This is a genomic window from Streptomyces sp. NPDC091281 (assembly GCF_044757425.1).
In the GTDB taxonomy this organism is placed as follows: Bacteria; Actinomycetota; Actinomycetes; order Streptomycetales; family Streptomycetaceae; genus Streptomyces.
This window is the reverse complement of sequence record NZ_JBIVUY010000002.1, coordinates 593,044-614,831: the sequence shown is the minus strand read 5'-3', so window position 1 is coordinate 614,831 and position 21,788 is coordinate 593,044. Positions and strand designations below refer to the sequence as shown.

The window sequence follows — 21,788 nt, the reverse complement described above, 5'->3', positions numbered from 1 at the left end:
CTACGGATCTCAAGGCCCCTGCGGTCCGGCGGTCACGTCGTGCTCGGGCACGGCCTGACCGGAGCGGATCAGCTCCAGCCGGCCCATCACCTTGGACCGCAGGTCGCTCGGCACGTCGTCGGAGCCGCAGCAGCGCTTGACGAGCTTCTTCACGGCCTCTTCGAGCCCGTACTTCTCCAGGCACGGCGAGCACTCCGTGAAGTGCTGCTTGAACTTGTCGCGATCGACGTCCGGCATCTCACTGTCGAGGAACTCGTAGAGGTGGTCGAGTACCTCGCCGCAGTCCGTCTCGTGCGGCTCTCCGCAGCTCATGAGCCCGAGCCTTTCGCTTCGTTCGACTCTCCCGCACCGGCCGGGACCAGTCCGCGCTCGCGGGCGTAGTCCTCCAGCATGCCGCGCAGTTGACGGCGGCCACGGTGCAGGCGGGACATCACCGTACCGATGGGTGTCCCCATGATGTCCGCGATCTCCTTGTAGGCAAAGCCCTCGACATCCGCGAGATACACGGCGATCCGGAACTCCTCCGGGATCGCCTGGAGCGCTTCCTTCACGTCCGAGTCGGGCAGGTGGTCGAGCGCCTGCGACTCGGCGGAGCGCAGCCCCGTGGACATGTGGGACTCGGCCCGCGCCAGCTGCCAGTCCTCGATCTCCTCGGCCGCGCTGCGCTGGGGTTCGCGCTGCTTCTTGCGGTACGAGTTGATGAAGGTGTTGGTCAGAATCCGGTACAGCCAGGCCTTGAGGTTGGTGCCCTCGCGGAACTGGTGGAAGGACGCGTACGCCTTGGCGTACGTCTCCTGCACCAGGTCCTCGGCGTCGGCCGGGTTGCGCGTCATGCGCAGCGCGGCCGAGTACATCTGGTCGAGGAACTCCAGCGCGTCCCGCTCGAAGCGCGCGCTGCGCTCGGCGGTCGACTCCGTGTCTCTGGTCGCGCCGCCGCCCTGGCCCTCGGGCTCCGCCTGGCCGTTGTCGGTCCCTGCGTCGGTACCGGTGACCGGACCCACCTCCTCAAGATCCCGGGTGGGGCCGAGACCGGTCCCACTCGAATCGGAGGATAGACGACTACCCGCACCGCCCGCCGCTCGAAGCGGGGCGGTCTTGGCCGCGTGCAGCACCGTCCAGTCCAGGTCGGCGCGGCTGCCGCGGCTCGGATCGGTCTCTGCCGGGCGCGGCGCCCCCACCGGACGGGGCGGGGTGGCGGGCGGGCAGACGGTGGAACCCATGCGGCGGACTTCCTCTCCCACGACGTGTGTGCGGTGCTTTCGGCGGGACACCGCCTCAGCACTTCTGTTCGCCTCAACAGCGACCTCCGCCGCAACATTCCCCTCCCTTTACCCGGGCCGTGCCGGGCCTTCCCGGTACGCCGTCCCGCGCGCCGCCCTGCGCGCCGTCACCGGCCGGAGGCGCCCGCCGGGAGGGCGGCGGCCCAGCGCGCGACCCCGGCCGTGATGATCTCCAGGGCCTGCCCCTCGGTGGTCGGGGCCCGCTTGGGGACGGCGAACCCGTGGTCCCCGTACGGCACTTCGACGAGGTCGAACGGTCCGTCGGGGAACTCGGCGGGTGTCCCGAAGGGGTCGTTGCCGCCCTGGACGACGAGGGTGGGCACACCCGCGCCGAGGAGTTCGGCGGCGCGGGACTTCTCGGGCCGCCCCGGCGGGTGCAGCGGGAAGCTGAGCGCGAGCACGGCGTGCGCGCCGAGTCCGGCGGCCGTACGGCAGGCCACGCGCGCGCCCGCCGACCGGCCGCCGGAGATCACGGGCAGGCCGGGCCGGGTGACGTGGGGCCAGATGCCGCGCCAGCCGGTGTCGAGGGTCTTCGGCGCGGGTGCCACCTTCTTGCCCGCCACCCGCCAGGGCTGTTCCACGAGGGCGACGCTGACGCCGTGTCCGGGGAGGACGGCGGCGAGGGCGCGCAGGTCGCGGGCGTCGATGCCGCCGCCCGCGCCGTGGCTCACGGCCAGGACGAGGCGGGGGCGGGCGGCGCGGTGCCAGGTGATCCGGGCGGGACCGGCGTCGGTCTCGACGACCTCCGCCACACCCGCTGTCACTCCTGCCGCGCCCGTCGCGTGTGCCGCTTCCGCAGCACCTTCCGCATCCGTCGCGCCCGCCGCGCCTGCCGCATCCGCCACGCCTGCCGCACCCGTCGTGCCTGTCGCGCCTGTCTCTTCCGTCACATCAGAAGAGTGTGCCCTCCTCGGGGCCCTCCAGCTCCTTCAGCAGCTCCGGCCCGTTGTTGCGGACGTTGCTGACCGCGGTGGAGACGGGATAGGCCCGCATCAGGCCCTCCGGGGGCGGCGCGAGGAGGGAGCGCAGGTCCTCGACGTCCGTCCGGGACGGGTCGAGCCAGGCGTCCCAGCGGTCGGGGGTGAGCATCAGCGGCATCCGGGGGTGGATGTCGGCGAGCGCGCGGGGGCCGTCGGCCGGGGAGACCGCGAGGGGGCTCGTCTCGGCCTCGGTGGTGAGGACCGAGCAGGTCACCCACCAGGCCTGCGGATGGTCGTCGGGGAGGGTCCGGTCCCGCCAGAACTCGTACAGCCCGGCCATCGCGAAGACCGAGCCGTCGGCCGGGAGCACGAAGTAGGGCTGCTTGCGGGGCCGCTTCTTCTTCCCCTCGACCTCCAGGTCGCGCTCCTGCTGCCCGGTGACCCACTCGTAGTAGCCGTCGGCGGGCAGCACGCAGCGCCGGGCGGCGAAGGCGCGGCGGTACGACGGCTTCTCGTGGACGGTCTCGGCGCGCGCGTTGATCATCCGGGCGGCGCCCTCGGGGCTCTTGGCCCACGACGGGACGAGCCCCCAGCGCAGCTTCCGCAGCTGGCGAACCGGACGCTTGTCGTCCGCGTCCTTCAGAGGGCGGTCCAGGATCGCGTGGACCTCTTTGGTGGGCGCCACGTTGTAGTCGGGCGCGAGGGTCTCCTCGGGCTCCCACCGCTCGACCTCGAAGATCCCCGCCAGGTCCTCGGGACCACGACTCGCTGCATACCGTCCGCACATACGTGCCACACTGCCAGACTCCGCCGGACGAGAAGGGGCCCGCTCCGAACATGGCCAGCATCGCCGCCGTCACCGCGTTGCCCGACCTCTGGGACCGGCTCACCGGCACCCAGTCCGCACCGGACCTGTGGGTGGTGATCGCCACCCTCGCCGCCGCGCTGGTCGTCGTGGTCCCGCACGGGCTGTGGCGGCTGTCGCGCAACGCGATCACCATCGCGCACGAGGGCGGCCACGGCCTGGTCGCGCTGCTGACCGGCCGCACCCTGACCGGGATACGCCTGCACTCCGACACCAGCGGCCTGACCGTGAGCCGGGGCAAGCCGCACGGCCTCGGCATGATCCTCACCGCGGCGGCCGGGTACACCGCGCCGCCGCTGCTGGGCCTCGGCGGGGCGGCCCTGCTCGGCGCGGGCCGCATCACGCTGCTGCTGTGGGCGGCGACCGCGCTGCTGCTGGCGATGCTGGTGATGATCCGCAACGCCTACGGGGCGCTGACGGTGGTGCTGACCGGCGGCACGTTCCTGGTGGTGTCCTGGCTGGCCGGACCGCAGGTGCAGGCCGCGTTCGCGTACGCCGTGGTGTGGTTCCTGCTGCTCGGCGGGGTGCGCCCGGCCTTCGAACTCCAGGCGAAGCGGTCGCGCGGCGGGGCGGGCGACTCGGACGCCGACCAGCTGTCCCGGCTGACCCACGTCCCGGCGGGCCTGTGGCTGTTCCTCTTCCACGCGGTGTCCCTGTGCGCGCTGCTCGGCGGGGGGCGCTGGCTGCTGGGGCTGTGAGACGGGGACCCGTGGCGGGGCGACCCGGTCGGCGACCGCGGTGCGGCGGGCCGGGCCAGGAGCGGTGCGGCGGGCCGGGCCGGGAGCCGTGGTGAGGGTGGGGCCGGGCCGACGGGAGGCATGAGCAGTGGCGCGTGCCGTCGGCACGCGCCGTCACCGGCCGCCCTTGCCCCCGGTCTTTGCCCCGCTCGCCCCCGACGGCGCGGCACTCGATGCCTGGCCTGCTTATAAAGTGGGGCCATGGCCCCGAACCCCGCCCACACCGCCCTCTGGCCCGCCCCGCACGCGCGCGGGACCGTCGACGCGACCGTCCACGTACCGGGGTCCAAGTCGGTGACCAACCGTGCCCTGGTCCTCGCCGCGCTCGCCTCCGAGCCGGGCTGGCTGCGCCGCCCGCTGCGCTCGCGCGACACGCTGCTGATGGCGGCGGCGCTGCGCGCGATGGGCGTCGGCATCGAGGAGGGCGTCGGCCCCGACGGCACCGGCGAGGCCTGGCGGGTCCTCCCGGCGGGCCTGCGCGGCCCGGCCACCGTCGACGTCGGCAACGCGGGCACCGTGATGCGCTTCCTGCCGCCGGTCGCCGCGCTGGCCGACGGCCCCATCCGCTTCGACGGCGACCCCCGCTCCTACGAGCGGCCCCTGACCGGTGTCATCGACGCCCTGCGCGTGCTCGGCGCCCGCATCGACGACGACGGCCGGGGCGCGCTGCCGCTGACCGTGCACGGCGGGGGCGCGCTGGACGGCGGCCCCGTGGACGTGGACGCCTCCTCGTCCTCCCAGTTCGTGAGCGCGCTGCTGCTGTCCGGGCCGCGCTTCAACCAGGGCGTCGAGGTCCGGCACACCGGCGCCACGCTGCCCTCGCTGCCGCACATCCGGATGACGGTGGACATGCTGCGCGCGGTGGGCGCCCAGGTGGACACCCCGGAGTCGGGCGGCGAGCCCAACGTCTGGCGGGTCACGCCGGGCGCGCTGCTCGGCCGGGACCTGACGATCGAGCCCGACCTGTCCAACGCCCAGCCGTTCCTGGCGGCGGCGCTGGTCACCGGCGGCCGGGTCGTCGTACCGGACTGGCCGGAGCGCACCACCCAGCCGGGTGACCGGCTGCGGGAGATCTTCACCGAGATGGGCGGTTCCTGCGAACTGGCCGACTACGGCCTGGTGTTCACCGGGTCGGGCGCGATCCACGGCATCGACGTCGACCTCTCGGACGTCGGCGAGCTGACCCCGGGCATCGCGGCCGTCGCCGCCCTCGCGGACTCCCCGTCGACGCTGCGGGGCGTGGCGCACCTGCGGCTGCACGAGACGGACCGGCTGGCCGCGCTCACCAAGGAGATCAACGAGCTGGGCGGCGACGTCACCGAGACCGCCGACGGCCTGCACATCCGCCCGCGGCGGCTGCACGGCGGGATCTTCCACACCTACGACGACCACCGCATGGCCACGGCCGGCGCGATCATCGGGCTGGCGGTGGAGGGCGTGCAGATCGAGAACGTGGCGACGACCGCGAAGACCCTGCCCGACTTCCCCGAGCTGTGGACCGGGATGCTCGGGGCGTAGGGGTTCCGCGATGCGCCGCTACGGCAAGCACACCGACGAGGACGACATCCGCTCGCGGCCCAACCGCAAGGGGAACCGGCCCCGGACCAGCATCCGGCCCAAGCACGAGGACGCCTCCTGGGGCATGGTCCTCACCGTGGACCGGGGGCGGCTGACAGTCCTGGTCGACGACCGGATCGTGACGGCGATGAAGGCCCGCGAGCTGGGCCGCAAGGCGGCCGTCGTCGGCGACCGGGTCGCCCTGGTCGGGGACCTGTCCGGGGCGAAGGACACCCTCGCGCGGATCGTCCGCATCGAGGAGCGCACGTCGGTGCTGCGCCGCACCGCCGACGACGACGACCCGTACGAGCGGGTCGTCGTCGCCAACGCCGACCAGCTGGCGATCGTCACCGCCCTGGCCGACCCCGAGCCGCGCCCCCGGCTCATCGACCGCTGTCTGGTCGCGGCCTTCGACGGCGGCCTGGAGCCCCTGCTGGTGATGACCAAGTCGGACCTGGCCCCGCCGGATGCCCTGCTGGAGCTGTACGGCGACCTCGACATCCCGTACGTCGTCACCAGCCGGGACGAGCTGGAGAAGGGGGACGCGGCGGACCGGGTGCGGGAGTTCCTGACCGGGCGGGTCACCGCCTTCGTCGGCCACTCCGGCGTCGGCAAGACGACGCTGGTCAACGCGCTGGTCCCGGAGGAGCGGCGGCGCGTGACCGGCCATGTCAACGCGGTCACGGGCCGCGGCCGGCACACCACCACCTCGGCGCTCGCCCTGCCGCTGCGCGGCGCGGACGAGTGGGTGATCGACACCCCGGGCATCCGGTCGTTCGGTCTCGCGCACATCGACCCGTCCCGGGTGATCCACGCCTTCCCGGACCTGGAGCCGGGCACGGTGGGCTGTCCGCGCGCGTGCAGCCACGACGAGCCGGACTGCGCGCTGGACGCGTGGGTGGCGGACGGGCACGCGGACCCCGCGCGGCTCTACTCGCTGCGGCGGCTGCTGTCGACGCGGGAGCGCACGGAGGGCGACTGACCCTCCGCCGACCCGTGCGACCCGCCTGGCCTCCGCGCCCGCGGCGACGCGCCGCACCCGTTGCCCGGAAGGCGGCCGACCTCCGCGTTGTTTGCCGGTGGCGGAGGCCGGTAAGTGCATAATCGCACCGAGCCGCACAACGGGAGGAACAGCACATGGCGTGGCTGCTGGTCATCGTCGCGGGACTGCTCGAGACCGGCTTCGCCGTCTGCCTGAAGCTGTCGCACGGGTTCACCCGGCTCTGGCCGACGGTCGCGTTCGCCGCGTTCGCCCTCGGCAGCTTCGGCCTGCTGACCCTCTCCCTGCGCAAACTCGACGTGGGCCCGGCCTACGCCGTCTGGACCGGCATCGGCGCGGCGGGCACCGCGATCTACGGGATGATCTTCCTCGGCGACCTGGTCTCGGTCCTGAAGATCGTCTCGATCAGCCTCGTCATCATGGGCGTCATCGGCCTCCAGCTGTCGGGTTCGGCCCACTGAGGCTTCGCGCGCCGGGCGTCAGGGCCGCCGCAGGCTCGACTCGATCCGGTCGAGCATCGCGTCGAGCGCCACTTCCAGGGGCCTGACCCGGCGTTGCAGCTGGGTGAGGAGGAGACCGCCCTGGAGGGCGGCGAGGGTGGCGAGGGCGAGGTCGTCGGGGTCGGCGGTGAGTTCTCCGCGGGCGTGCATGGCGTTCAGGCCCTCGCGGATGGCGGACTCCCACCGCAGGAACCCCGAGGCCACCGCGAGCCGCGCCTCCGGGTTCGTCTCGGCGACCTCGCTGCCCAGGGAGCCGAGCGGGCAGCCGCCGCGGCACTGCAACCGCAGCTGGTACTCCACCAGGGCGTCCCGCCACTGCCGTAGTCCCGCCAGGGTGTCGAGGCGGGGGAAGAACGGCTGCTGGAGGTCGAGCACCGCCTCCGTCTGGTACTCGATCACCGCCAGCAGCAGGGCCTGCTTGTCGGCGAAGTAGTGGTAGATCTGCGAGCCGCTGACCCCGGCCGCGGCGCGGACGTCCTCCAGCGTCGCCTCGGTGACGCCCCGCTCGTACATGAGCTGGGCGGCCGCGGCCACGATGCGCCGCCGGGTCTCCTGGCCCTTACGGGTCAGCTTCTTCTCGCCGCTGCGGGGGAGGGAGGTGGGCATGGGCCGAGCCTAACAAATTCTGGATTGGACAACCCATTTTTTGCCGAGCAGGGTGGGTCGCACAACCCATTCCGGGCGCCGTGCGCGACCGGACCTCTCGCAGGAGATCGGCATGGAATTCACTGACAAGGTCGCACTGATCACCGGTTCGACCGGCGGCATCGGCGCCGAGACGGCCCGGTTGATGGCAGCGGCGGGCGCCGAGGTCGTGGTGTCCGGGCGGAGCGCCGAGCGCGGGACCGCCGTCGTCGAGGAGATCATCGCGAACGGCGGCCGGGCGCGCTTCGTCGCGGCCGACCTCACCGAAACGGACGCCGTCCGCCGTCTCGCCGAGGCGGCGGGCCCGGTGGACGTCCTGGTCAACAACGCGGCCACCTTCCCCGTCGCGCCGACGGTGGACCAGGCCCGCGAGTCCCTCGACGCGACCCTCGCCGCCAACGTCCGAGCCCCCTACCTGCTCACCGCCGCCCTCGTCCCCGGCATGATCGCCAAGGGGTCCGGCAGCATCGTCAACGTGAGCACCATGGCGGCCCGGGTCGGAATGCCCGGCATCTCCGTCTACAGCGCCACCAAGGCGGCGCTGGAGTCGCTGACCCGCACCTGGGCGGCCGAGTTCAGCCCGGCCGGGGTCCGGGTGAACGCCGTGGCGCCGGGCCCCACCCGAACCGACATGGTGCTGGCCACCATGGGCGAGGAAGGCGCCGCGCAGATCGCCGGGACGACCCTGCTCGGGCGTCTCGCCACCCCGCGCGAGATCGCCGAGGCGATTGTCTTCCTCGCCTCGGACCGGGCGAGCTACCTCACGGGCGCGACCCTGGCGGCGGACGCCGGACGCACCGCCGCCTGACCGGCGCCGCCCCCACGCCGACGTACGGCCCAGCGAACACCGATCCCCCTGGCCCGCTCCGGCGACCGGCCGGGCCGCTAGCTGGGCCGCGGAAGGATGCCGTACAGGACGGTGTCGACCATGGTGGTCAGTTCGGCGGTGAGGTCGAACGGGGCCGGGTCCTCCACGGCCCACGCGGTGAGGATGACGTAGTACGAGGCCGAGAGGTACAGGCCGGCGCGGTCGGCGTCGATGTGCGGTTCCAGTTCGCCCGTGTCCTTGGCGGCGCGGACGAACTCGGCCAGTTCGGCGGCGATGGGCGACCTCCGCCAGATGTCGGTCGTGTGCACCGAGCCGATGATGACGGCGACGCTGACGTCCCGTGAGCCGTCGGCGAGCCGGCCCATCTCCGTGAAGTAGCGGAGCAGGACGTCCCGCAGGGACGAGGCGGACGGATCGCCGGAGCGGGCGGCCGTGGTCGCCCGCTCGCGGCGCCGGACGGCCCACTCCTGGAGGAAGGCGACCTTCCGGGGGAAGTAGTTGAACACCGTCGCCCGTGCCACATCCGCCCGCTCGGCGATGTCCTCCATGGTCGTCCCGTCGAAGGTCTTCTCGACGAACAGTTCGATCGCGACCTCGTACAACTCGGCCCGCCGCCGCTCGCGTTGACGTGAGCGGCGGTCCGTGCCGGGCGTGCCGGCCTGCGAAGTGGTGGGGGCGGGGCCGGACACGCTGGGGCGATCGATCATTACCGGTTCTTTACTTCCCGAGGTCGAGGGGTGTGCTCTACTTTCGCTGGACGCGGGTCCAGAAATTCTACCCGGATACAAAGTTTGGACTCGCGTCTACCCTATTGCCCCCCTGCCCGCCGTGCCCTCTCCTGCGAGGGCAGGCCTCCCCCGAGGAGAAACCCGTGACCCATGATGCGCCGTCCCACTCCGGAGGCACCAGTTCCTCACGCGCGGCCGACGTCTCCCACCTGGACATCGACGGCGGACGCATCGCCTACGAGTCGACGGGCCGGGGGCCGCTGATCGTCCTCTCGCACGGCATCGGGGACCTGCGGCAGTCCTACCGCTTCCTCGCCCCCCTGCTGGCGGAGGCGGGCTACCGCGTGGTCTCCGCCGACCTGCGCGGACACGGGGAATCCAGTACCGGATGGCCGTCGATCTCCAGATCCGACGTCGCCTCCGACCTGATCGCCCTGATCCGCCACCTCGGCGGTCCGGCCGTCGTCGTCGGTCAGTCGCTCTCCGGCGGGGCGGCCACGATCGCCGCCGCCCAGGCCCCCGAGCTGGTCACCGCGGTCGTGGAACTGAACCCCTTCACCCGCGTGCCCAAGACCGACGTCGGCGCCATGCTGCGCGTCGGCCGCTACCGGCGCGGCGGCCTGCTGATGGGGGCCACCGTGGGCCTGCGCAGTCTGCGCATGTGGCTGCGCTACCTCGACGTGGCGTACCCGACCAAGCCCGCCGACTGGGCCGCGTACACGGAACTGCTGCGCGCCAAGCTGTCCGAGCCCGAGCGGATGGCGCAGTTCCTGCTGACCATGAAGACCGACGGCTCGGACGCGGAGGCGCACCTGCCCCGCGTCACCGCGCCGACCCTGATCGTCATGGGTTCGGCCGACCCCGACTTCCCCGACCCCGTGGCGGAGGGCGAGGCGATCGTCGCCGCCCTGCCCGCGGGCATCGGCACCCTGAAGGTCGTCGAAGGCGCCGGGCACTACCTGCACGCGGAGACTCCCGCCGAGGTCGCCGCCCTCGTCACGCGCTTCCTCGCGGACCACGCCGATGCCTGACCACGCCCCCGGCGCGGCCAAGCCGGGTCACGACTACGTCCGCGGCGGCCTGCGCTTCGCCACCGAGCTGATCGCCTGGGTGGCGACCCCGTGGGCCCTGTGGTCCCACTCCGTCCTGCTCGCGATCCTGGCCGACGTCCTGCTGATCGGCCTGCCCGCCGTCTTCTCCACGCCGGGCGACCGGCCCGGCGGCGACGCGCCCGTGGCGGTTCCGGGCATCGTCACCATCCTCCTGCTGGTGATCCAGCTCGTGGCGGCGACGGTGTCCGCGTGGGTGCTGTGGCCGACCTGGATCGCCCTGGCGGTGACCGTCCTGTGCCTGATCGTCCCGGTGACCGAACTGCCCCGCTGGCGCTCCCTGCTGCGCGCGACCGCCGGGTGACGGCTGCCGCCCGGACGCGGACGGCCACGGATCGGCGTGGCCCGTGGCGCCGGGCGGCCGTCAGGGAGAGGAGGGGCGTGTCTCGGTCCAGTCGACCATCAGCCGGCGCTCGGCGAAGAGCCACGTCCCGCCGGGCTGCCTGACGAACTCGTCGAGATAGCGGATGGAGGCGACCATCAGCGTGCGCCGGCCCCCCGCGTCGACCGCTATGTGGTGGGCCAGGCAGTAGCTCTCGCCGTGCGCCCGGTCTCCGTCCAGCGAGACGCTGCTCTGCCCGTTGAAGTGCGTCGTCGTGCGATAGGTGCGGAGATTGTCGAACACGGGAGCGAGCGCCGCCCGGCCGTGCAGCACCTGGGTCGGCTCGACCGCGGCGGCGTCCATGAACACCAGGAACCGGGTGTCCTCGGTGAACAGCGCCATCTGCCCCGCGGCGTCGCGCCGGTCGGCGCAGAACGCGTAGGCGTCGATCAGCTCACGGATCGCCAGCCGGTCGGCGGCCTCCTGGGGCGAGACCGCGGTATGGGGACTCATCACGTACACCCTTCCATCTATTTGACAGGTGTATAGAAACACCGGGTCGATCGTGACGCAACATGGGAGGGAGACGGGGCCGACGGGCGCGCCCGGAGAGGGCGGGCGTCGGCCCGCCGACAGGAGGGCGGCACCTTGACCGGCAGGACGGACCCCCGTGTGGCCCGGACCGTCCGGGCGTTCGAGCAGGCGGTCGTGGAGCTGGCCTCGCAGCGGCCGGTGTCCCGGATCAGCGTGGCCGAGCTGGCCGACCGCGCCGGGGTCACCCGGGCGACCTTCTACAACCGCTACAGCACGCCGCTGGACCCGCTCGTCCAGGTCCTGCGCGCCGACCTGAAGCGTCGGCAGGGTTTGGCGGAACACCGGGTGCGCGAGGGCCACCCGCCCGCGGAACTGCTGCGTCTCGCCACGGCGGAGATCGCGGACCACGTCGAGGACTTCCGCCCCGTCTACGAACTGTCGCTCCAGGACCCCGCCGACAGCGGCGTCTACGGCGCGCTGGTGCGCCACTTCGACGACTACGCCAGGGCGTTCATGGAGGACCGCGCCCCCGTGGGCCTGCCCGAGGCCAACCGCCATGTGATCGCCCAGTTCGTGGCGCACGGCTTCGCCGGAGCCATCAGGGCCTGGCTCGGGGACCCGGCGATCTCCAAGGACGAGATGGTCGAGGCCGCCGTGGCCTGCGCGCCCGCCTGGTGGACCACCCGCCACCGCCCCCGGACCGGTTCCGGCGGCTGAGGCCTCGCGCCCGGCCCGCGACCGACGTGCCGGGCCCGGCCCCGCTCCGGCGGCTGACACGGCGGCCGACGCGCCGCCCGGCCGACGTCGCGTACCCGGCCGGTGCCGCTCACGCGGGCCAGCGGTACAGGGCGCCCCGCACCAGATCGGCCGCTCCCCCCTCCCCCGGCGGGGGCGCGGCGACGCAGGAGAGCGCGAGGCGGGCGGTCAGTTCGCAGACGCGAGCCAATTCGCCGTTGTCGGCGGGGGTGCCGGGGCCGGAGAGTGCCGCCACGGCCCGGTCGCGGACCCCGGCCACCAGGTCGGCCGGTGAGGGCAGCGGCCCGTCGGCCCGCCGTTGGGCGGGCGCCGAGGTGGAGGAGGACACCGCCGCCAGCGGGGGCGCGGGGAGCCGATCGTTCCAGCAGCCGGTGAGGGCGGCCCGTACGAGCGCGTTGCCGCGGGCCACGGACGCGGTCCACTCGGCCGTGGCGGCCAGCCGGTCGCGGGCGTCGCCGTGCAGGGACAGCGCCCGTTCGATCCCGGCGAGATAGGCGTCGGTCTCCCGGCGGACCAGGGCGCGGGCGAGGCCGTCCTTGCTGCCGAACTCGTTGTAGAGGGTCTGCCGGGAGACCCCGGCCGCCGAGGCGACGTCGACCATCCGGACCGCCGACCAGGACCGGCGCGCGAGCGCGGCGAAGGCGGCGTCCAGCAGGGATTCCCGCGCTCCAGGCATCATCGCCTCCGGGGACGAGCGGCTGTCCGCCCAGATTTGACGCGCCCGCCCGCACTGTCAAGGGGTCGCGGGGCCCCGGCCGCCGTCGGCGGGCGTCCCGTCCCTCGGTCCGCTGTGGCCCCACCGCCACCTCGGCCGATACGGTTCGTCCCATGCCGGACTACCTCGACGACCTCCGCCTCGCGCACGTCCTCGCGGACGCCGCCGACGCCGCGACCATGGACCGTTTCAAGGCCCTCGACCTCAAGGTCGAGACCAAACCGGACATGACGCCGGTGAGCGAGGCCGACAAGGCGGCCGAGGAGCTGATCCGCGGCCAGCTCCAGCGGGCCCGCCCCCGGGACGCGGTGCTGGGCGAGGAGTACGGCATCCAGGGCACCGGCCCGCGCCGCTGGGTGATCGACCCGATCGACGGCACCAAGAACTACGTCCGGGGCGTCCCCGTCTGGGCCACGCTGATCTCGCTCATGGAGGCCGCCGAGGGCGGCTACCAGCCGGTGGTCGGCCTGGTCTCGGCCCCGGCGCTGGGGCGGCGCTGGTGGGCCGCGAAGGGGCACGGCGCGTTCAGCGGGCGCAGTCTCTCCTCGGCGTCCCGGCTGCACGTGTCGCGCGTGTCCCGGCTGTCGGACGCCTCGTTCGCGTACTCGTCGCTGGGCGGCTGGGAGGAGCAGGGGCGGCTGAACGGCTTCCTCGACCTGACCCGGGACGTGTGGCGCACGCGCGCGTACGGCGACTTCTGGCCGTACATGATGGTCGCCGAGGGCGCGGTCGACCTGTGCGCGGAGCCGGAGCTGTCGCTGTGGGACATGGCGGCGACGGCGATCGTGGTGACGGAGGCGGGCGGCACCTTCACCGGGCTGGACGGCCGCCCCGGCCCGCACAGCGGCAACGCCGCCGCGTCGAACGGTCTCCTCCACGACGAGCTGCTCGGGTACCTGAACGACCGCCGCTGAGGGGCCACGACCGCGCAGGGCAGCCAGGGCGTGCACGGATGAGCGCATGCGCCCTCAATTGGTGACGCGCGCCCCTTGTTGACCCGCCTTTTACCTGCCACTCTGGGAGCAGCCCCGACTTGTGAACATGTGAATCCCCGCACGAGCGGTCGCGCGCCCCGCGGCCGCCGGCGGATTCCCAGGAGGTGCTCCAGCCCATGCTCGTCCGCGACGCCATGAGCACGGTGGTCCTCACCATCGGCCCCGCCCACACCCTCCGACAGGCCGCCGCCCTGATGTCCGCCCGCCGCGTCGGCGCGGCCGTGGTCCACGACCCGGACGCCGTCACCATCGGCATCCTCACCGAACGGGACATCCTCAACTCCGTGGGTCTGGGCCAGAACCCGGACACGGAACGCGCCCACGCCCACACCACCCACGACGTCGTCTTCGCCGCCCCCACCTGGACCCTCGACGAGGCGGCCCGCGCCATGGCGCACGGCGGCTTCCGCCATCTGGTCGTCCTCGACCGGGGCGAGCCGGCTGGCATCGTCTCGGTCCGCGACATCATCCGCTGCTGGGCCCCGGTACGGCAGCCCGCCCCCGCCCTCTGACCCGGACCACCCGGCCGGTGACGCGGGGACGGGCACGGCCCGCCGGTCCCCGCGTACGGCCACCGGCCGCTCAGCCGCGCAGGGCCCGGACCGCGACCTCCAGCCGCTTGCCGAAGTCCTCGTCCGCGCGCCGGAAGTTCATGATCGCGCGCGCGGCGATGTCCTCGCGGGTCACCTTGGCGATGAAGCCCGCCAGGTTGGCGACGAGCCGCTCCTTCTCGTCCTCCGCCATCAGCCGGTAGAGGGCGCCCGCCTGCCCGAAGTCGTCGTCCTCGGCGTGCGCCGGGGCCTCGTGGTTGCCGGTGCCGCCGCTCACCGCCGTCGCGGACCAGAGCGGGCGGCCGGTCTGCGCGGGCCCGCCGAAGCTGTTGGGCTCGTAGTTCCGGGCCCGCCCGTGGCGGCCGTCGTACAGGGCGCCGTCGCGGGAGTGGGTGCGCGCCTCGGTGGCGTGCGGGCGGTTGACGGGCAGGTGGTCGGCGTTGACGCCGACGCGGTAGCGGTGGGCGTCGCCGTAGGCGAAGAGGCGGCCCTGGAGCATCTTGTCCGGCGAGGGGCCGATGCCCGGCACGAAGTGGGCGGGGCTGAAGACGCTCTGCTCGACCTCGGCGAACACGTTCTCGGGGTTGCGGTTCAGCTCCAGGCGGCCGATCTCGACCGGCGGGTAGTCCTCGTGCGGCCAGACCTTGGTGAGGTCGAACGGGTTGAAGCGGTACGTCGCCGCGTCCGCCTCCGGCATGATCTGCACCTGCACGGTCCAGGTCGGGAAGTCACCGCGCTCGATGGACTCGCGCAGGTCCCGCTGGTGCGAGTCGGGGTCGGCACCGGCGAGCCGGTCGGCCTCGGCCTGGGTGAGGCTGCGGATGCCCTGGTCGGTCTTGAAGTGGTACTTGACCCAGAAGACCTCGCCGGCCTCGTTGTTCCACTGGTAGGTGTGCGAGCCGTAGCCGTTCATGTGCCGGTAGGAGGCCGGGATGCCGCGGTCGCCGAAGAGCCAGGTCACCTGGTGGGTGCTCTCCGGGCTCAGCCCCCAGAAGTCCCAGACGTTGTCGGCCTCCTGGCTGCCCGTGTACGGGTCGCGCTTCTGGGTGTGGATGAAGTCGGGGAACTTGACGGCGTCCTTGACGAAGAAGACCGGGGTGTTGTTGCCGACGAGATCGTAGTTGCCCTCCTCGGTGTAGAACTTCAGGGCCCAGCCGCGCGGGTCCCGCACGGCGTCCGCCGACCCGAGGCTGCCCGCCACGGTCGAGAACCGCAGGAACGTCTCGGTCCGCTTCCCCACCTCGGACAGGAACGCCGCCCTGGTGTACGGCGTCACGTCGGCGGTGACGGTGAAGGTCCCGTAGGCCCCGGCGCCGCGGGCGTGCACCACCCGCTCCGGGATGCGCTCACGGTTGAAGTGGGCGAGCTTCTCCAGCAGCAGCTGATCCTGGACGAGCACGGGCCCGCCGGGGCCCGCGGTCTCGCTGTTCTGGTTGTCGGCCACCGGCGCACCGGCCTCCGTGGTGAGCGGCCCCTGCGTCACGTGCGTCTCCTGCGTCATTCCCGACCCTCTCCTACCCCCGAACCAAACTTGTCTCCGATCCTACATTGGACTCAATCCAATTCAAGCGGGGCTCCAAAGTCACACCTGTTCGGGATTCGGTCGTTCCTGCTGTTAGGCTGGTGCGCATGAGTGACCTTCTGGAACGGCTGCGCGGACGCGGATGGCGGATGACCGCGCAGCGGCGTGTGGTGGCCGAGGTCCTCGACGGCGAACACGTCCACCTGACGGCCGACGAGGTCCACGCGCGGGCTGTCGCCAAGCTGCCCGAGATCTCCCGGGCGACCGTCTACAACACCCTGGGCGAGCTGGTCTCCCTCGGCGAGGTGCTGGAAGTCGCGACGGACAAGCGCGCCAAGCGCTACGACCCCAACGCGCACCGCCCGCACCACCACCTGGTCTGCGCCCGGTGCGGCGCGATCCGCGACGTCCACCCGAGCGGCAACCCGCTGTCCGACCTCCCCGACTCGGAGCGCTTCGGCTTCACGGTGTCGGACGTGGAGGTCACCTACCGCGGCGTCTGTCCCGACTGCGCGAAGGCCTGACGCGGCACAGACGGAAGCCCTGACACACACCGCCCGACACACACCAAGGGCCGGAACCCTCTTCAGGATTCCGGCCCTTGGCCTTGAGTAGCGGGGACAGGATTTGAACCTGCGACCTCTGGGTTATGAGCCCAGCGAGCTACCGAGCTGCTCCACCCCGCGTCGGTGAACCAGACACTACGCGAGGGCAACGCCCCCAAGCAAATCGATTACCCACACCCCACACCAACCAGCCCGTCTGGGGGTCCCCCCTCTGGGGGAGCTTGAGGACGAGGCCCGTCCAGGGCCGAAGCGGGGGTCCGGGGGCGGCAGCCCCCAGGTTCGGGACGGGAAGGTGGCGGCGGGGGCGACCACCCTGGCCGGATCCCACCAGCACCCCACACCGGACACCCCACCCCCGCCCAAGCGCCGCAGGCTCACGCCGACAACTCCTCCCGCAGAGCGTCCCGCAACCGGGCCGCCCGCTCCGCCACCTCCCCCGGCCCGAGCGCGACCGCCCGATCCGCCCACCGCTTCCCCTCCGCCAGCTCCCCGCGCCGCGCGTACACGAGGGCCAGCCGCAGCGCCGCCCGCCCGTGCCCCGCGTCGGCGGCCCGCGTCCACCACACGGCGGCCTCGGGCTCGCTTCCCTCGCGGGCGAGGAGCAGCCCGAGGTTGAAGGCGCCGTTGCGGGACCCTGCCTCGGCGGCCGCCCGGTACCAGCGCGCGGCCTCGACCACGTCACCGCGGGCGGCGGCGAGCATGCCGACGCGGACCTGGGCGCGCCGGTGCCCTTGCCCCGCCGCCCGCTCGTACCAGGCCTCGCACTCGGTCTTCTCGTGCGTGATCTCGCCCAGTTCGTGCGCGGGCTGCGGCGGGCGGCGCGCGTCGAGGACGGCCGCGAGCCGGTACGCCGCCTCGGCGCTGCCTCCGCCCGCGGCGCACCGCAGGTGCCGTTCGGCCTCCTGCTCGTCGCCGTCGCGCAGCCGGGCGATGCCGACCTGGAGGGCCGCCTCGGTGTGTCCGGCGGCGGCGGCCCGCTCGTACCAGCGCAGCGCGACGGGCTCCTCGCCGCGTCCGGCGAAGAGGATGCCGAGGTTGAACGCGGCGTCGACGCTGCCCGCTTCGGCGGCCTTGGAGAACCAGGGCTCGGCCCCGGCCGCGTCGCCGACCTGGAGGAGCAGGACGGCGAGCGCGTTGGCGGCCTCGCGGTGCCCGGCGTAGGCGGCGCGGCGGTACCACTGCTCGGCCTGCGGCGTGCGGCCCTGTTCGGCGCAGAGCAGCCCCAGGTTGTAGGCGCCGTTGTCGTCCCCGGCGTCCATGGCGGCCCGGTACCAGCGCTCGGCGGTCTGGGTCTGGCCGCGCTCGGCGTAGAGCGCGCCGAGGGCGTTGGCGGCGTTGCCGTCGCCGTCCTGGGCGGCGCGCAGCCACCACACGGCGGCGTTCTCGGTGTCACCGGCGTCGCGCAGCAGGAAGCCGAGGGCGCAGGCGGCTCGGGCCTCGCCGTCCTTGGCGGACGTCAGGTACCAGCGCCCGGCCTCCTTGAGGTCGCCGCGCCGCTCCAGGATGGCCCCGAGTTGCAGGGCGGCCCGGCGGTGCCCGCGCGCGGCGGCCTGCCGGTACCACTGCTCGGCCTCCGGGGACACAGGGCCGCCGAGGCCGAGGGCCGCGCGGCGGCCGGTCTCGCCGCCGTCGGCGCCGTCGCGGTCGCCGCCGTCGACGGAGCGGGTGCGGCTGCGGTCCAGCGCGCGGGCGAGGCGGTACGCCGCCTCACGGTGCCCGCGTTCGGCGGCGGCCCGCATCCAGCGGGCGGCGGCGGGGTCGCCGCGGTGCTCCAGCAGGTCGGCGAGGGCGTAGGCGCCCAGGGCGTGGCCCTGTTCGGCGGACTGGCACAGCCAGTACTCGGCGGCGGGCTCGTCGCCGCGCTCGCGGTGGTGGCGGCCGAGGGCGTGCGCGGCGGCGGCGGACCCGGCGACGGCGGCGACCCGCCACCAGCCGGCCGCCTCGTCGGGGTAGCCGCGCTGGTGGAGCAGGACGCCGAGGTTGTTGGCGGCGGCGCGGTCACCGGCGGCGGTGGCGGCCCGCAGGTGGGGCTCGGCGCCGTCGAGGTCGCCGCGGCGCAGCAGGAGCGCGCCGAGGACACTCATCGCCTCGACGTCGCCGCTCTCGGCGGCACGTCGGCGGCGGGCCTCCTCGACGGCCTCTCCGGCCTCGACACCCTCTACCGTCTCCCCCGCCTCTCCCGTCTCGTCCCGGCGCGCGGCCGAGGACCCGGCCGCGCGTACGGCGGGGTACAGGGCCGCCGACGCCGCTGCGGACGTCTGGGCCGGGGTCGCCTCCCCATGGGAAGGCTGCACAAATCGCCCTGTCTCGAACAGAGTTGCCTTGTCCCCCATAACGTCCATCGTCGCACCACCTGCAACCCGGGTACACCTGGTATACCGCAGCCCGTGAAGTCACTTCGGCGTTTTGTCGACATGCCCACAGAGAGACAAGTCAAACACAGTTCGGCCCAACTGCCGTAGGCGGCACGGCCGTCCACCCCGCAGGTACATGCGTTCGCACACACGAAGGCCCGGATTCCTGATAGGAATCCGGGCCTTCGTCTTCAGTAGCGGGGACAGGATTTGAACCTGCGACCTCTGGGTTATGAGCCCAGCGAGCTACCGAGCTGCTCCACCCCGCGTCGTGTTCCACAACCGTACCACGACGCGGGGTGGGCCTTGATCACGGACCGACTCAGCCGCTGGGACTGGCACTTGGTGTGCCGCTCGGGGGCGCGCTCGCGCCGGACCCCGGCTTGGCGCTGGCGGCCGGGCTGGGGCTGCTGCCCGGACTCGGCGTGCCGCCACCGGACTTGCCCGCCTGCTCCTGCGCCGTCTCGGCCCGCTTCAGCGCGGCCTCCAGGTCGGCCTGCGCCTTGGCGTACGCCTCCCAGTCGGGCTTCTTGAGGGCCTCCTGGCCGGCGGTGAAGGCCTTCTGGGCGTCCTGGAGGGCTTCCTGGACCGTCGGGTTGCTCGACGTCGGTGGCGGTGTGGTGCCCCCGTCGTCCGCAGGTGGCGGTGTCTCCCCGTTGGCGCCGAACACCTTGTTGAGCGCCTGGTCGAGGGTGTCCTCGAAGGCGGTGACGCCGCCGTACGACACCAGGACCTTGCGCAGCAGCGGGTACTTGAGGCCGCCGCCGCGGACGTAGACCGGCTCGACGTAGAGCAGGCCGCCGTCGAGGGGCACCGTGAGGAGGTTGCCGTACTCGACCTCGGAGTCGCCGCCTCTCAGGAGCCTGATCGATTCGGCGATGTCCTGTTCGGAGTTGAACTGGCTCTGGACCTGTTTGGGTCCGTCGACCGTCGTGCTGGTCGGCAGCTTGAGCACTCTGATCTTGCCGTAGTCGGCGGTGCCCGCCTCGGAGTCGACCGCCATGAACGCGCTCAGGTTGTCACGGCCGTTGGGCGTGAACGTCGTCGTGAGCGAGAACGCCTGGTCCTGCTGGTCGGGCATCTTCATGCTCAGGTAGTACGGCGGCACCGCGTCGCCCGACTTGTTGGTCGGGTCGTCCGGCACCTGCCAGACCTCGCTGCCGCTGAGGAACGTCGTGGCGTCCTTCACGTGGTAGCGGGTGAGCAGTTCGCGCTGGACCTTGAACAGGTCCTGCGGGTAGCGCAGGTGGGCCATCAGGTCGGCGGAGATCTCGGACTTCTTCTCCACCGTGCCGGGGAACGCCTTCATCCAGGTCTTGAGGACCGGGTCCTTGGTGTCCCACTGGTACAGCTTCACCTCGCCGGTGTAGGCGTCGACGGTCGCCTTCACCGAGTTGCGGATGTAGTTGACCTGGTTCTGCTGGGCCACCACCGCGCGGTTGTTGTTGGTGGCGGTCAGCGAGTCGGCCGTCGTGTCGCCGAGGGTGGTGCGGGAGGCGTACGGGTAGCCGTTGGTGGTCGTGTAGGCGTCGACGATCCACTGGATCCTGCCGTTCACGACCGCCGGGTAGGCGTCGCCGTCGATCGTCAGCCAGGGGGCGACCGCCTCGACGCGGTCCTTCGGGGTGCGGTTGTAGAGAATCCGCGAACCCTCGCCGATCGCGCCCGAGTAGAGGATCTGCGGCTCGCCGAACGCCACCGCGTACGCGGCCCGGTTGACCGGGTTGGAGAGGTTGACCCCGCTGTCGCCCTTGTAGCTGGTGGTCTTCTCGCCCGCGTCGTCGGAGTAGTCGATCTCCTTCTGGGGACCGCCGACGATCGAGTACGTCGTCGTGCGCTCGCCGTAGTAGATCCGCTGCTCGTACTTCCCGAGCACGCCCTCGGAGGGCAGGTTGGACTCGGTGAACGCCGGGCGGCCGTCGGGGTCGGCCGTGGTGCCCTTGGCGGCGACCACGCCGTAGCCGTGGGTGTAGCGGAAGTGGTTGTTGATCCAGTTCTGCTTGTCGACGCCCGCGAGGTTCAGCTCGCGCAGACCGATGACCGTGTCCTGGTCCTTGCCGTCGACCTTGTAGCGGTCCACGTCCAGGTTGGCCGGGAAGGCGTAGTACTTCCGGATCTGCTGGAGCTGCTGGAACGTCGGGGACACGATGTTCGGGTCCATGATGCGGATGCTGGCCGTGGCGTCGACGTCGTCGCGGAGCGTCTTCTTGTCCGCGGTCTTGCTCGTCCCCGAGTACTCGGTGACCTGCGCGTCGTCGATGCCGTACGCGTCACGCGTCGCCGCGAGGTTCTTCTCGACGTACGGCGCCTCCTTGGCCTGCTCGTTCGGCTGGACCTGGAACTTCTGGACGATGGCCGGGTAGAGGCCGCCGATCAGGATCGCGGAGAGGACCATCAGGCCGAAGCCGATGACGGGCAGCTGCCAGGTGCGCCGCCACAGGGTGGCGAAGAAGAGCACGGCGCAGATGACCGCGATGCAGAACAGGATCGTCTTGGCCGGGAGGTAGGCGTTGGCGTCCACGTACCGCAGGCCGGTCCAGTTGTCGGTGGCCTTGAAGTCGCTGGACTTCACGGCCAGGCCGTACCGGTCGAGCCAGTAGGCGACCGCCTTGAGCGCGACGAACACGCCCAGCAGGACGGACAGGTGGCCGGTGGCGGCGGCGGTGGCGCGCGCGCCGGGGCTGGTGACGCGCAGTCCGCCGTAGAGGTAGTGGGTGAGCGCGGCGGCGATCAGGGAGAGGATCGTGGCGGCGAAGCCGAAGCCGAGCAGGAACCGGTACCAGGGCAGGTCGAAGGCGTAGAACGACACGTCGAGGTGGAACTGCGGGTCCTTCTGGCCGAAGGAGACGCCGTTGACCCACATCAGCCAGGTCCGCCACTGGCCGGACGCCGAGGCGCCCGCGATCAGTCCGACGAGCGCGGTGATCCCGAGGAGCAGCCACTTCTTGTAGGGCGCGATGCCCATGCGGTAGCGGTCGAGGCTCTGCTGCTCCATCGACATGGCGCTCAGCGGCGGGCGCAGCCGGTGGGCCAGCCAGATGTTGAACCCGACCGCCAGGGCCATGAGCAGGCCGAAGACGAAGAAGAGTCCGATCTTGGTCCACAGGGTGGTCGTGAACACGGAGGAGTAGTTCACCGACCGGTACCACAGCCAGTCCGTCCAGAACCCCGCGAACATGGTGAACGCCATGCCGAGCACGGCAAGGACGCCCAACGTCATGAGCAGGGTGCGGACACGCCGGGACGGGCGGCCCACTCTGATCCGCGGCCCTGTCGGGCCTCCGCCGCGGTCCGGCATCTGGA

General features: G+C 72.6%; 22 protein-coding genes and 2 tRNA genes. 11 read left to right on the top strand and 13 right to left on the bottom strand.

Translation table 11 applies throughout. The features are described from left to right. Positions 1-9: 9 nt before the first annotated feature. The 4 genes from rsrA to ACIQPQ_RS07230 all read right to left on the bottom strand — a co-directional run bounded on the left by rsrA (position 10) and on the right by ACIQPQ_RS07230 (position 2,987). Positions 10-312, bottom strand: coding sequence for a mycothiol system anti-sigma-R factor (gene rsrA / locus ACIQPQ_RS07245; RefSeq protein WP_401300771.1), 303 nt, complete (start codon positions 310-312; stop codon positions 10-12). Beyond that, positions 309-1,001 carry an RNA polymerase sigma factor SigR gene (gene sigR / locus ACIQPQ_RS07240; RefSeq protein WP_383776731.1) on the bottom strand — a complete coding sequence of 231 codons (693 nt, stop codon included), beginning with the start codon at positions 999-1,001 and terminating at the stop codon, positions 309-311. Before sigR ends, rsrA begins: the two co-directional genes overlap by 4 nt. 386 nt (positions 1,002-1,387) lie before the next feature. Next, on the bottom strand, positions 1,388-2,032 hold the full coding sequence (locus ACIQPQ_RS07235; RefSeq protein WP_401300768.1) for an alpha/beta family hydrolase: 645 nt from the start codon (positions 2,030-2,032) through the stop codon (positions 1,388-1,390). 139 nt (positions 2,033-2,171) lie between these two features. Continuing rightward, the gene (locus tag ACIQPQ_RS07230; protein WP_383776588.1) at positions 2,172-2,987 is read right to left on the bottom strand and encodes an SOS response-associated peptidase; all 816 of its coding nucleotides are present in this window, start codon (positions 2,985-2,987) and stop codon (positions 2,172-2,174) included. A gap of 50 nt (positions 2,988-3,037) precedes the next feature. On the opposite strand from ACIQPQ_RS07230, the gene ACIQPQ_RS07225 reads away from it, so the two are divergent. The 4 genes from ACIQPQ_RS07225 to ACIQPQ_RS07210 all read left to right on the top strand — a co-directional run bounded on the left by ACIQPQ_RS07225 (position 3,038) and on the right by ACIQPQ_RS07210 (position 6,820). Beyond that, complete coding sequence (locus ACIQPQ_RS07225) at positions 3,038-3,763, top strand: M50 family metallopeptidase (RefSeq protein WP_383777978.1); 726 nt, start codon at positions 3,038-3,040, stop codon at positions 3,761-3,763. A 240-nt stretch (positions 3,764-4,003) separates the two neighbouring features. Then, a complete protein-coding gene (gene aroA / locus ACIQPQ_RS07220) occupies positions 4,004-5,320 on the top strand; it encodes a 3-phosphoshikimate 1-carboxyvinyltransferase (protein ID WP_401300764.1) in 1,317 nt (438 codons plus the stop codon). Positions 5,321-5,330: 10 nt separating this feature from the next. Continuing rightward, positions 5,331-6,341, top strand: coding sequence for a ribosome small subunit-dependent GTPase A (gene rsgA, locus ACIQPQ_RS07215; RefSeq protein ID WP_401300762.1), 1,011 nt, complete (start codon positions 5,331-5,333; stop codon positions 6,339-6,341). A gap of 155 nt (positions 6,342-6,496) precedes the next feature. Beyond that, positions 6,497-6,820 (top strand): DMT family transporter, encoded by a 324-nt coding sequence (locus ACIQPQ_RS07210; RefSeq protein WP_383777974.1) that lies wholly within the window; start codon positions 6,497-6,499, stop codon positions 6,818-6,820. Positions 6,821-6,838: 18 nt separating this feature from the next. Here ACIQPQ_RS07210 and ACIQPQ_RS07205 read toward each other — a convergent pair whose 3' ends face one another. After that, the gene (locus ACIQPQ_RS07205; protein WP_401300759.1) at positions 6,839-7,465 is read right to left on the bottom strand and encodes a TetR/AcrR family transcriptional regulator; all 627 of its coding nucleotides are present in this window, start codon (positions 7,463-7,465) and stop codon (positions 6,839-6,841) included. A gap of 112 nt (positions 7,466-7,577) precedes the next feature. Between ACIQPQ_RS07205 and ACIQPQ_RS07200 the strand changes: the two genes are divergently transcribed. Further along, positions 7,578-8,312, top strand: a complete 735-nt coding sequence (locus tag ACIQPQ_RS07200) for an SDR family NAD(P)-dependent oxidoreductase (RefSeq protein ID WP_401300757.1) — start codon at positions 7,578-7,580, stop codon at positions 8,310-8,312. 77 nt (positions 8,313-8,389) lie between these two features. Here ACIQPQ_RS07200 and ACIQPQ_RS07195 read toward each other — a convergent pair whose 3' ends face one another. Next, the gene (locus ACIQPQ_RS07195) at positions 8,390-9,040 is read right to left on the bottom strand and encodes a TetR/AcrR family transcriptional regulator (RefSeq protein ID WP_401300754.1); all 651 of its coding nucleotides are present in this window, start codon (positions 9,038-9,040) and stop codon (positions 8,390-8,392) included. 230 nt (positions 9,041-9,270) lie between these two features. Between ACIQPQ_RS07195 and ACIQPQ_RS07190 the strand changes: the two genes are divergently transcribed. Both ACIQPQ_RS07190 and ACIQPQ_RS07185 read left to right on the top strand, forming a co-directional pair. Beyond that, positions 9,271-10,092 carry an alpha/beta fold hydrolase gene (locus ACIQPQ_RS07190; protein ID WP_401301551.1) on the top strand — a complete coding sequence of 274 codons (822 nt, stop codon included), beginning with the start codon at positions 9,271-9,273 and terminating at the stop codon, positions 10,090-10,092. After that, a complete protein-coding gene (locus ACIQPQ_RS07185) occupies positions 10,085-10,474 on the top strand; it encodes a hypothetical protein (RefSeq protein ID WP_401300751.1) in 390 nt (129 codons plus the stop codon). The genes ACIQPQ_RS07190 and ACIQPQ_RS07185 overlap by 8 nt, the downstream gene beginning before the upstream one ends. A gap of 60 nt (positions 10,475-10,534) precedes the next feature. Here ACIQPQ_RS07185 and ACIQPQ_RS07180 read toward each other — a convergent pair whose 3' ends face one another. Beyond that, a complete protein-coding gene (locus ACIQPQ_RS07180; RefSeq protein WP_401300748.1) occupies positions 10,535-11,005 on the bottom strand; it encodes a nuclear transport factor 2 family protein in 471 nt (156 codons plus the stop codon). Between the two features lie 135 nt (positions 11,006-11,140). Between ACIQPQ_RS07180 and ACIQPQ_RS07175 the strand changes: the two genes are divergently transcribed. Beyond that, positions 11,141-11,743: a TetR/AcrR family transcriptional regulator gene (locus tag ACIQPQ_RS07175; protein WP_401300745.1), complete on the top strand. Its 603-nt coding sequence runs from the start codon at positions 11,141-11,143 to the stop codon at positions 11,741-11,743. 109 nt (positions 11,744-11,852) lie between these two features. Here the strand turns inward: ACIQPQ_RS07175 and ACIQPQ_RS07170 are convergent, their stop codons facing one another. Next, complete coding sequence (locus ACIQPQ_RS07170; protein ID WP_383777972.1) at positions 11,853-12,461, bottom strand: TetR/AcrR family transcriptional regulator; 609 nt, start codon at positions 12,459-12,461, stop codon at positions 11,853-11,855. Positions 12,462-12,610: 149 nt separating this feature from the next. Here ACIQPQ_RS07170 and hisN point away from each other — a divergent pair, with 149 nt between their 5' ends. Then, positions 12,611-13,411 carry a histidinol-phosphatase gene (hisN, locus tag ACIQPQ_RS07165; RefSeq protein WP_383777971.1) on the top strand — a complete coding sequence of 267 codons (801 nt, stop codon included), beginning with the start codon at positions 12,611-12,613 and terminating at the stop codon, positions 13,409-13,411. A 197-nt stretch (positions 13,412-13,608) separates the two neighbouring features. After that, positions 13,609-14,004 (top strand): cyclic nucleotide-binding/CBS domain-containing protein, encoded by a 396-nt coding sequence (locus ACIQPQ_RS07160; RefSeq protein WP_383777969.1) that lies wholly within the window; start codon positions 13,609-13,611, stop codon positions 14,002-14,004. A gap of 70 nt (positions 14,005-14,074) precedes the next feature. On the opposite strand, the gene ACIQPQ_RS07155 is transcribed toward ACIQPQ_RS07160, so the two are convergent. Beyond that, positions 14,075-15,544 (bottom strand): catalase, encoded by a 1,470-nt coding sequence (locus tag ACIQPQ_RS07155; protein WP_401300740.1) that lies wholly within the window; start codon positions 15,542-15,544, stop codon positions 14,075-14,077. 128 nt (positions 15,545-15,672) lie between these two features. Between ACIQPQ_RS07155 and ACIQPQ_RS07150 the strand changes: the two genes are divergently transcribed. Continuing rightward, the gene (locus tag ACIQPQ_RS07150; protein WP_383777965.1) at positions 15,673-16,089 is read left to right on the top strand and encodes a Fur family transcriptional regulator; all 417 of its coding nucleotides are present in this window, start codon (positions 15,673-15,675) and stop codon (positions 16,087-16,089) included. 88 nt (positions 16,090-16,177) lie between these two features. Here the strand turns inward: ACIQPQ_RS07150 and ACIQPQ_RS07145 are convergent. From ACIQPQ_RS07145 to ACIQPQ_RS07130, 4 genes are all read right to left on the bottom strand, one after another. Further along, positions 16,178-16,251 (bottom strand) — tRNA-Met (locus tag ACIQPQ_RS07145). Positions 16,252-16,505: 254 nt separating this feature from the next. Next, complete coding sequence (locus ACIQPQ_RS07140) at positions 16,506-18,473, bottom strand: sel1 repeat family protein (RefSeq protein ID WP_401300737.1); 1,968 nt, start codon at positions 18,471-18,473, stop codon at positions 16,506-16,508. 207 nt (positions 18,474-18,680) lie between these two features. Next, positions 18,681-18,754, bottom strand: a tRNA-Met gene (locus tag ACIQPQ_RS07135). 53 nt (positions 18,755-18,807) lie between these two features. Further along, positions 18,808-21,783, bottom strand: coding sequence for a UPF0182 family protein (locus ACIQPQ_RS07130; RefSeq protein WP_401301548.1), 2,976 nt, complete (start codon positions 21,781-21,783; stop codon positions 18,808-18,810). Between the last annotated feature and the right edge of the window lie 5 nt (positions 21,784-21,788).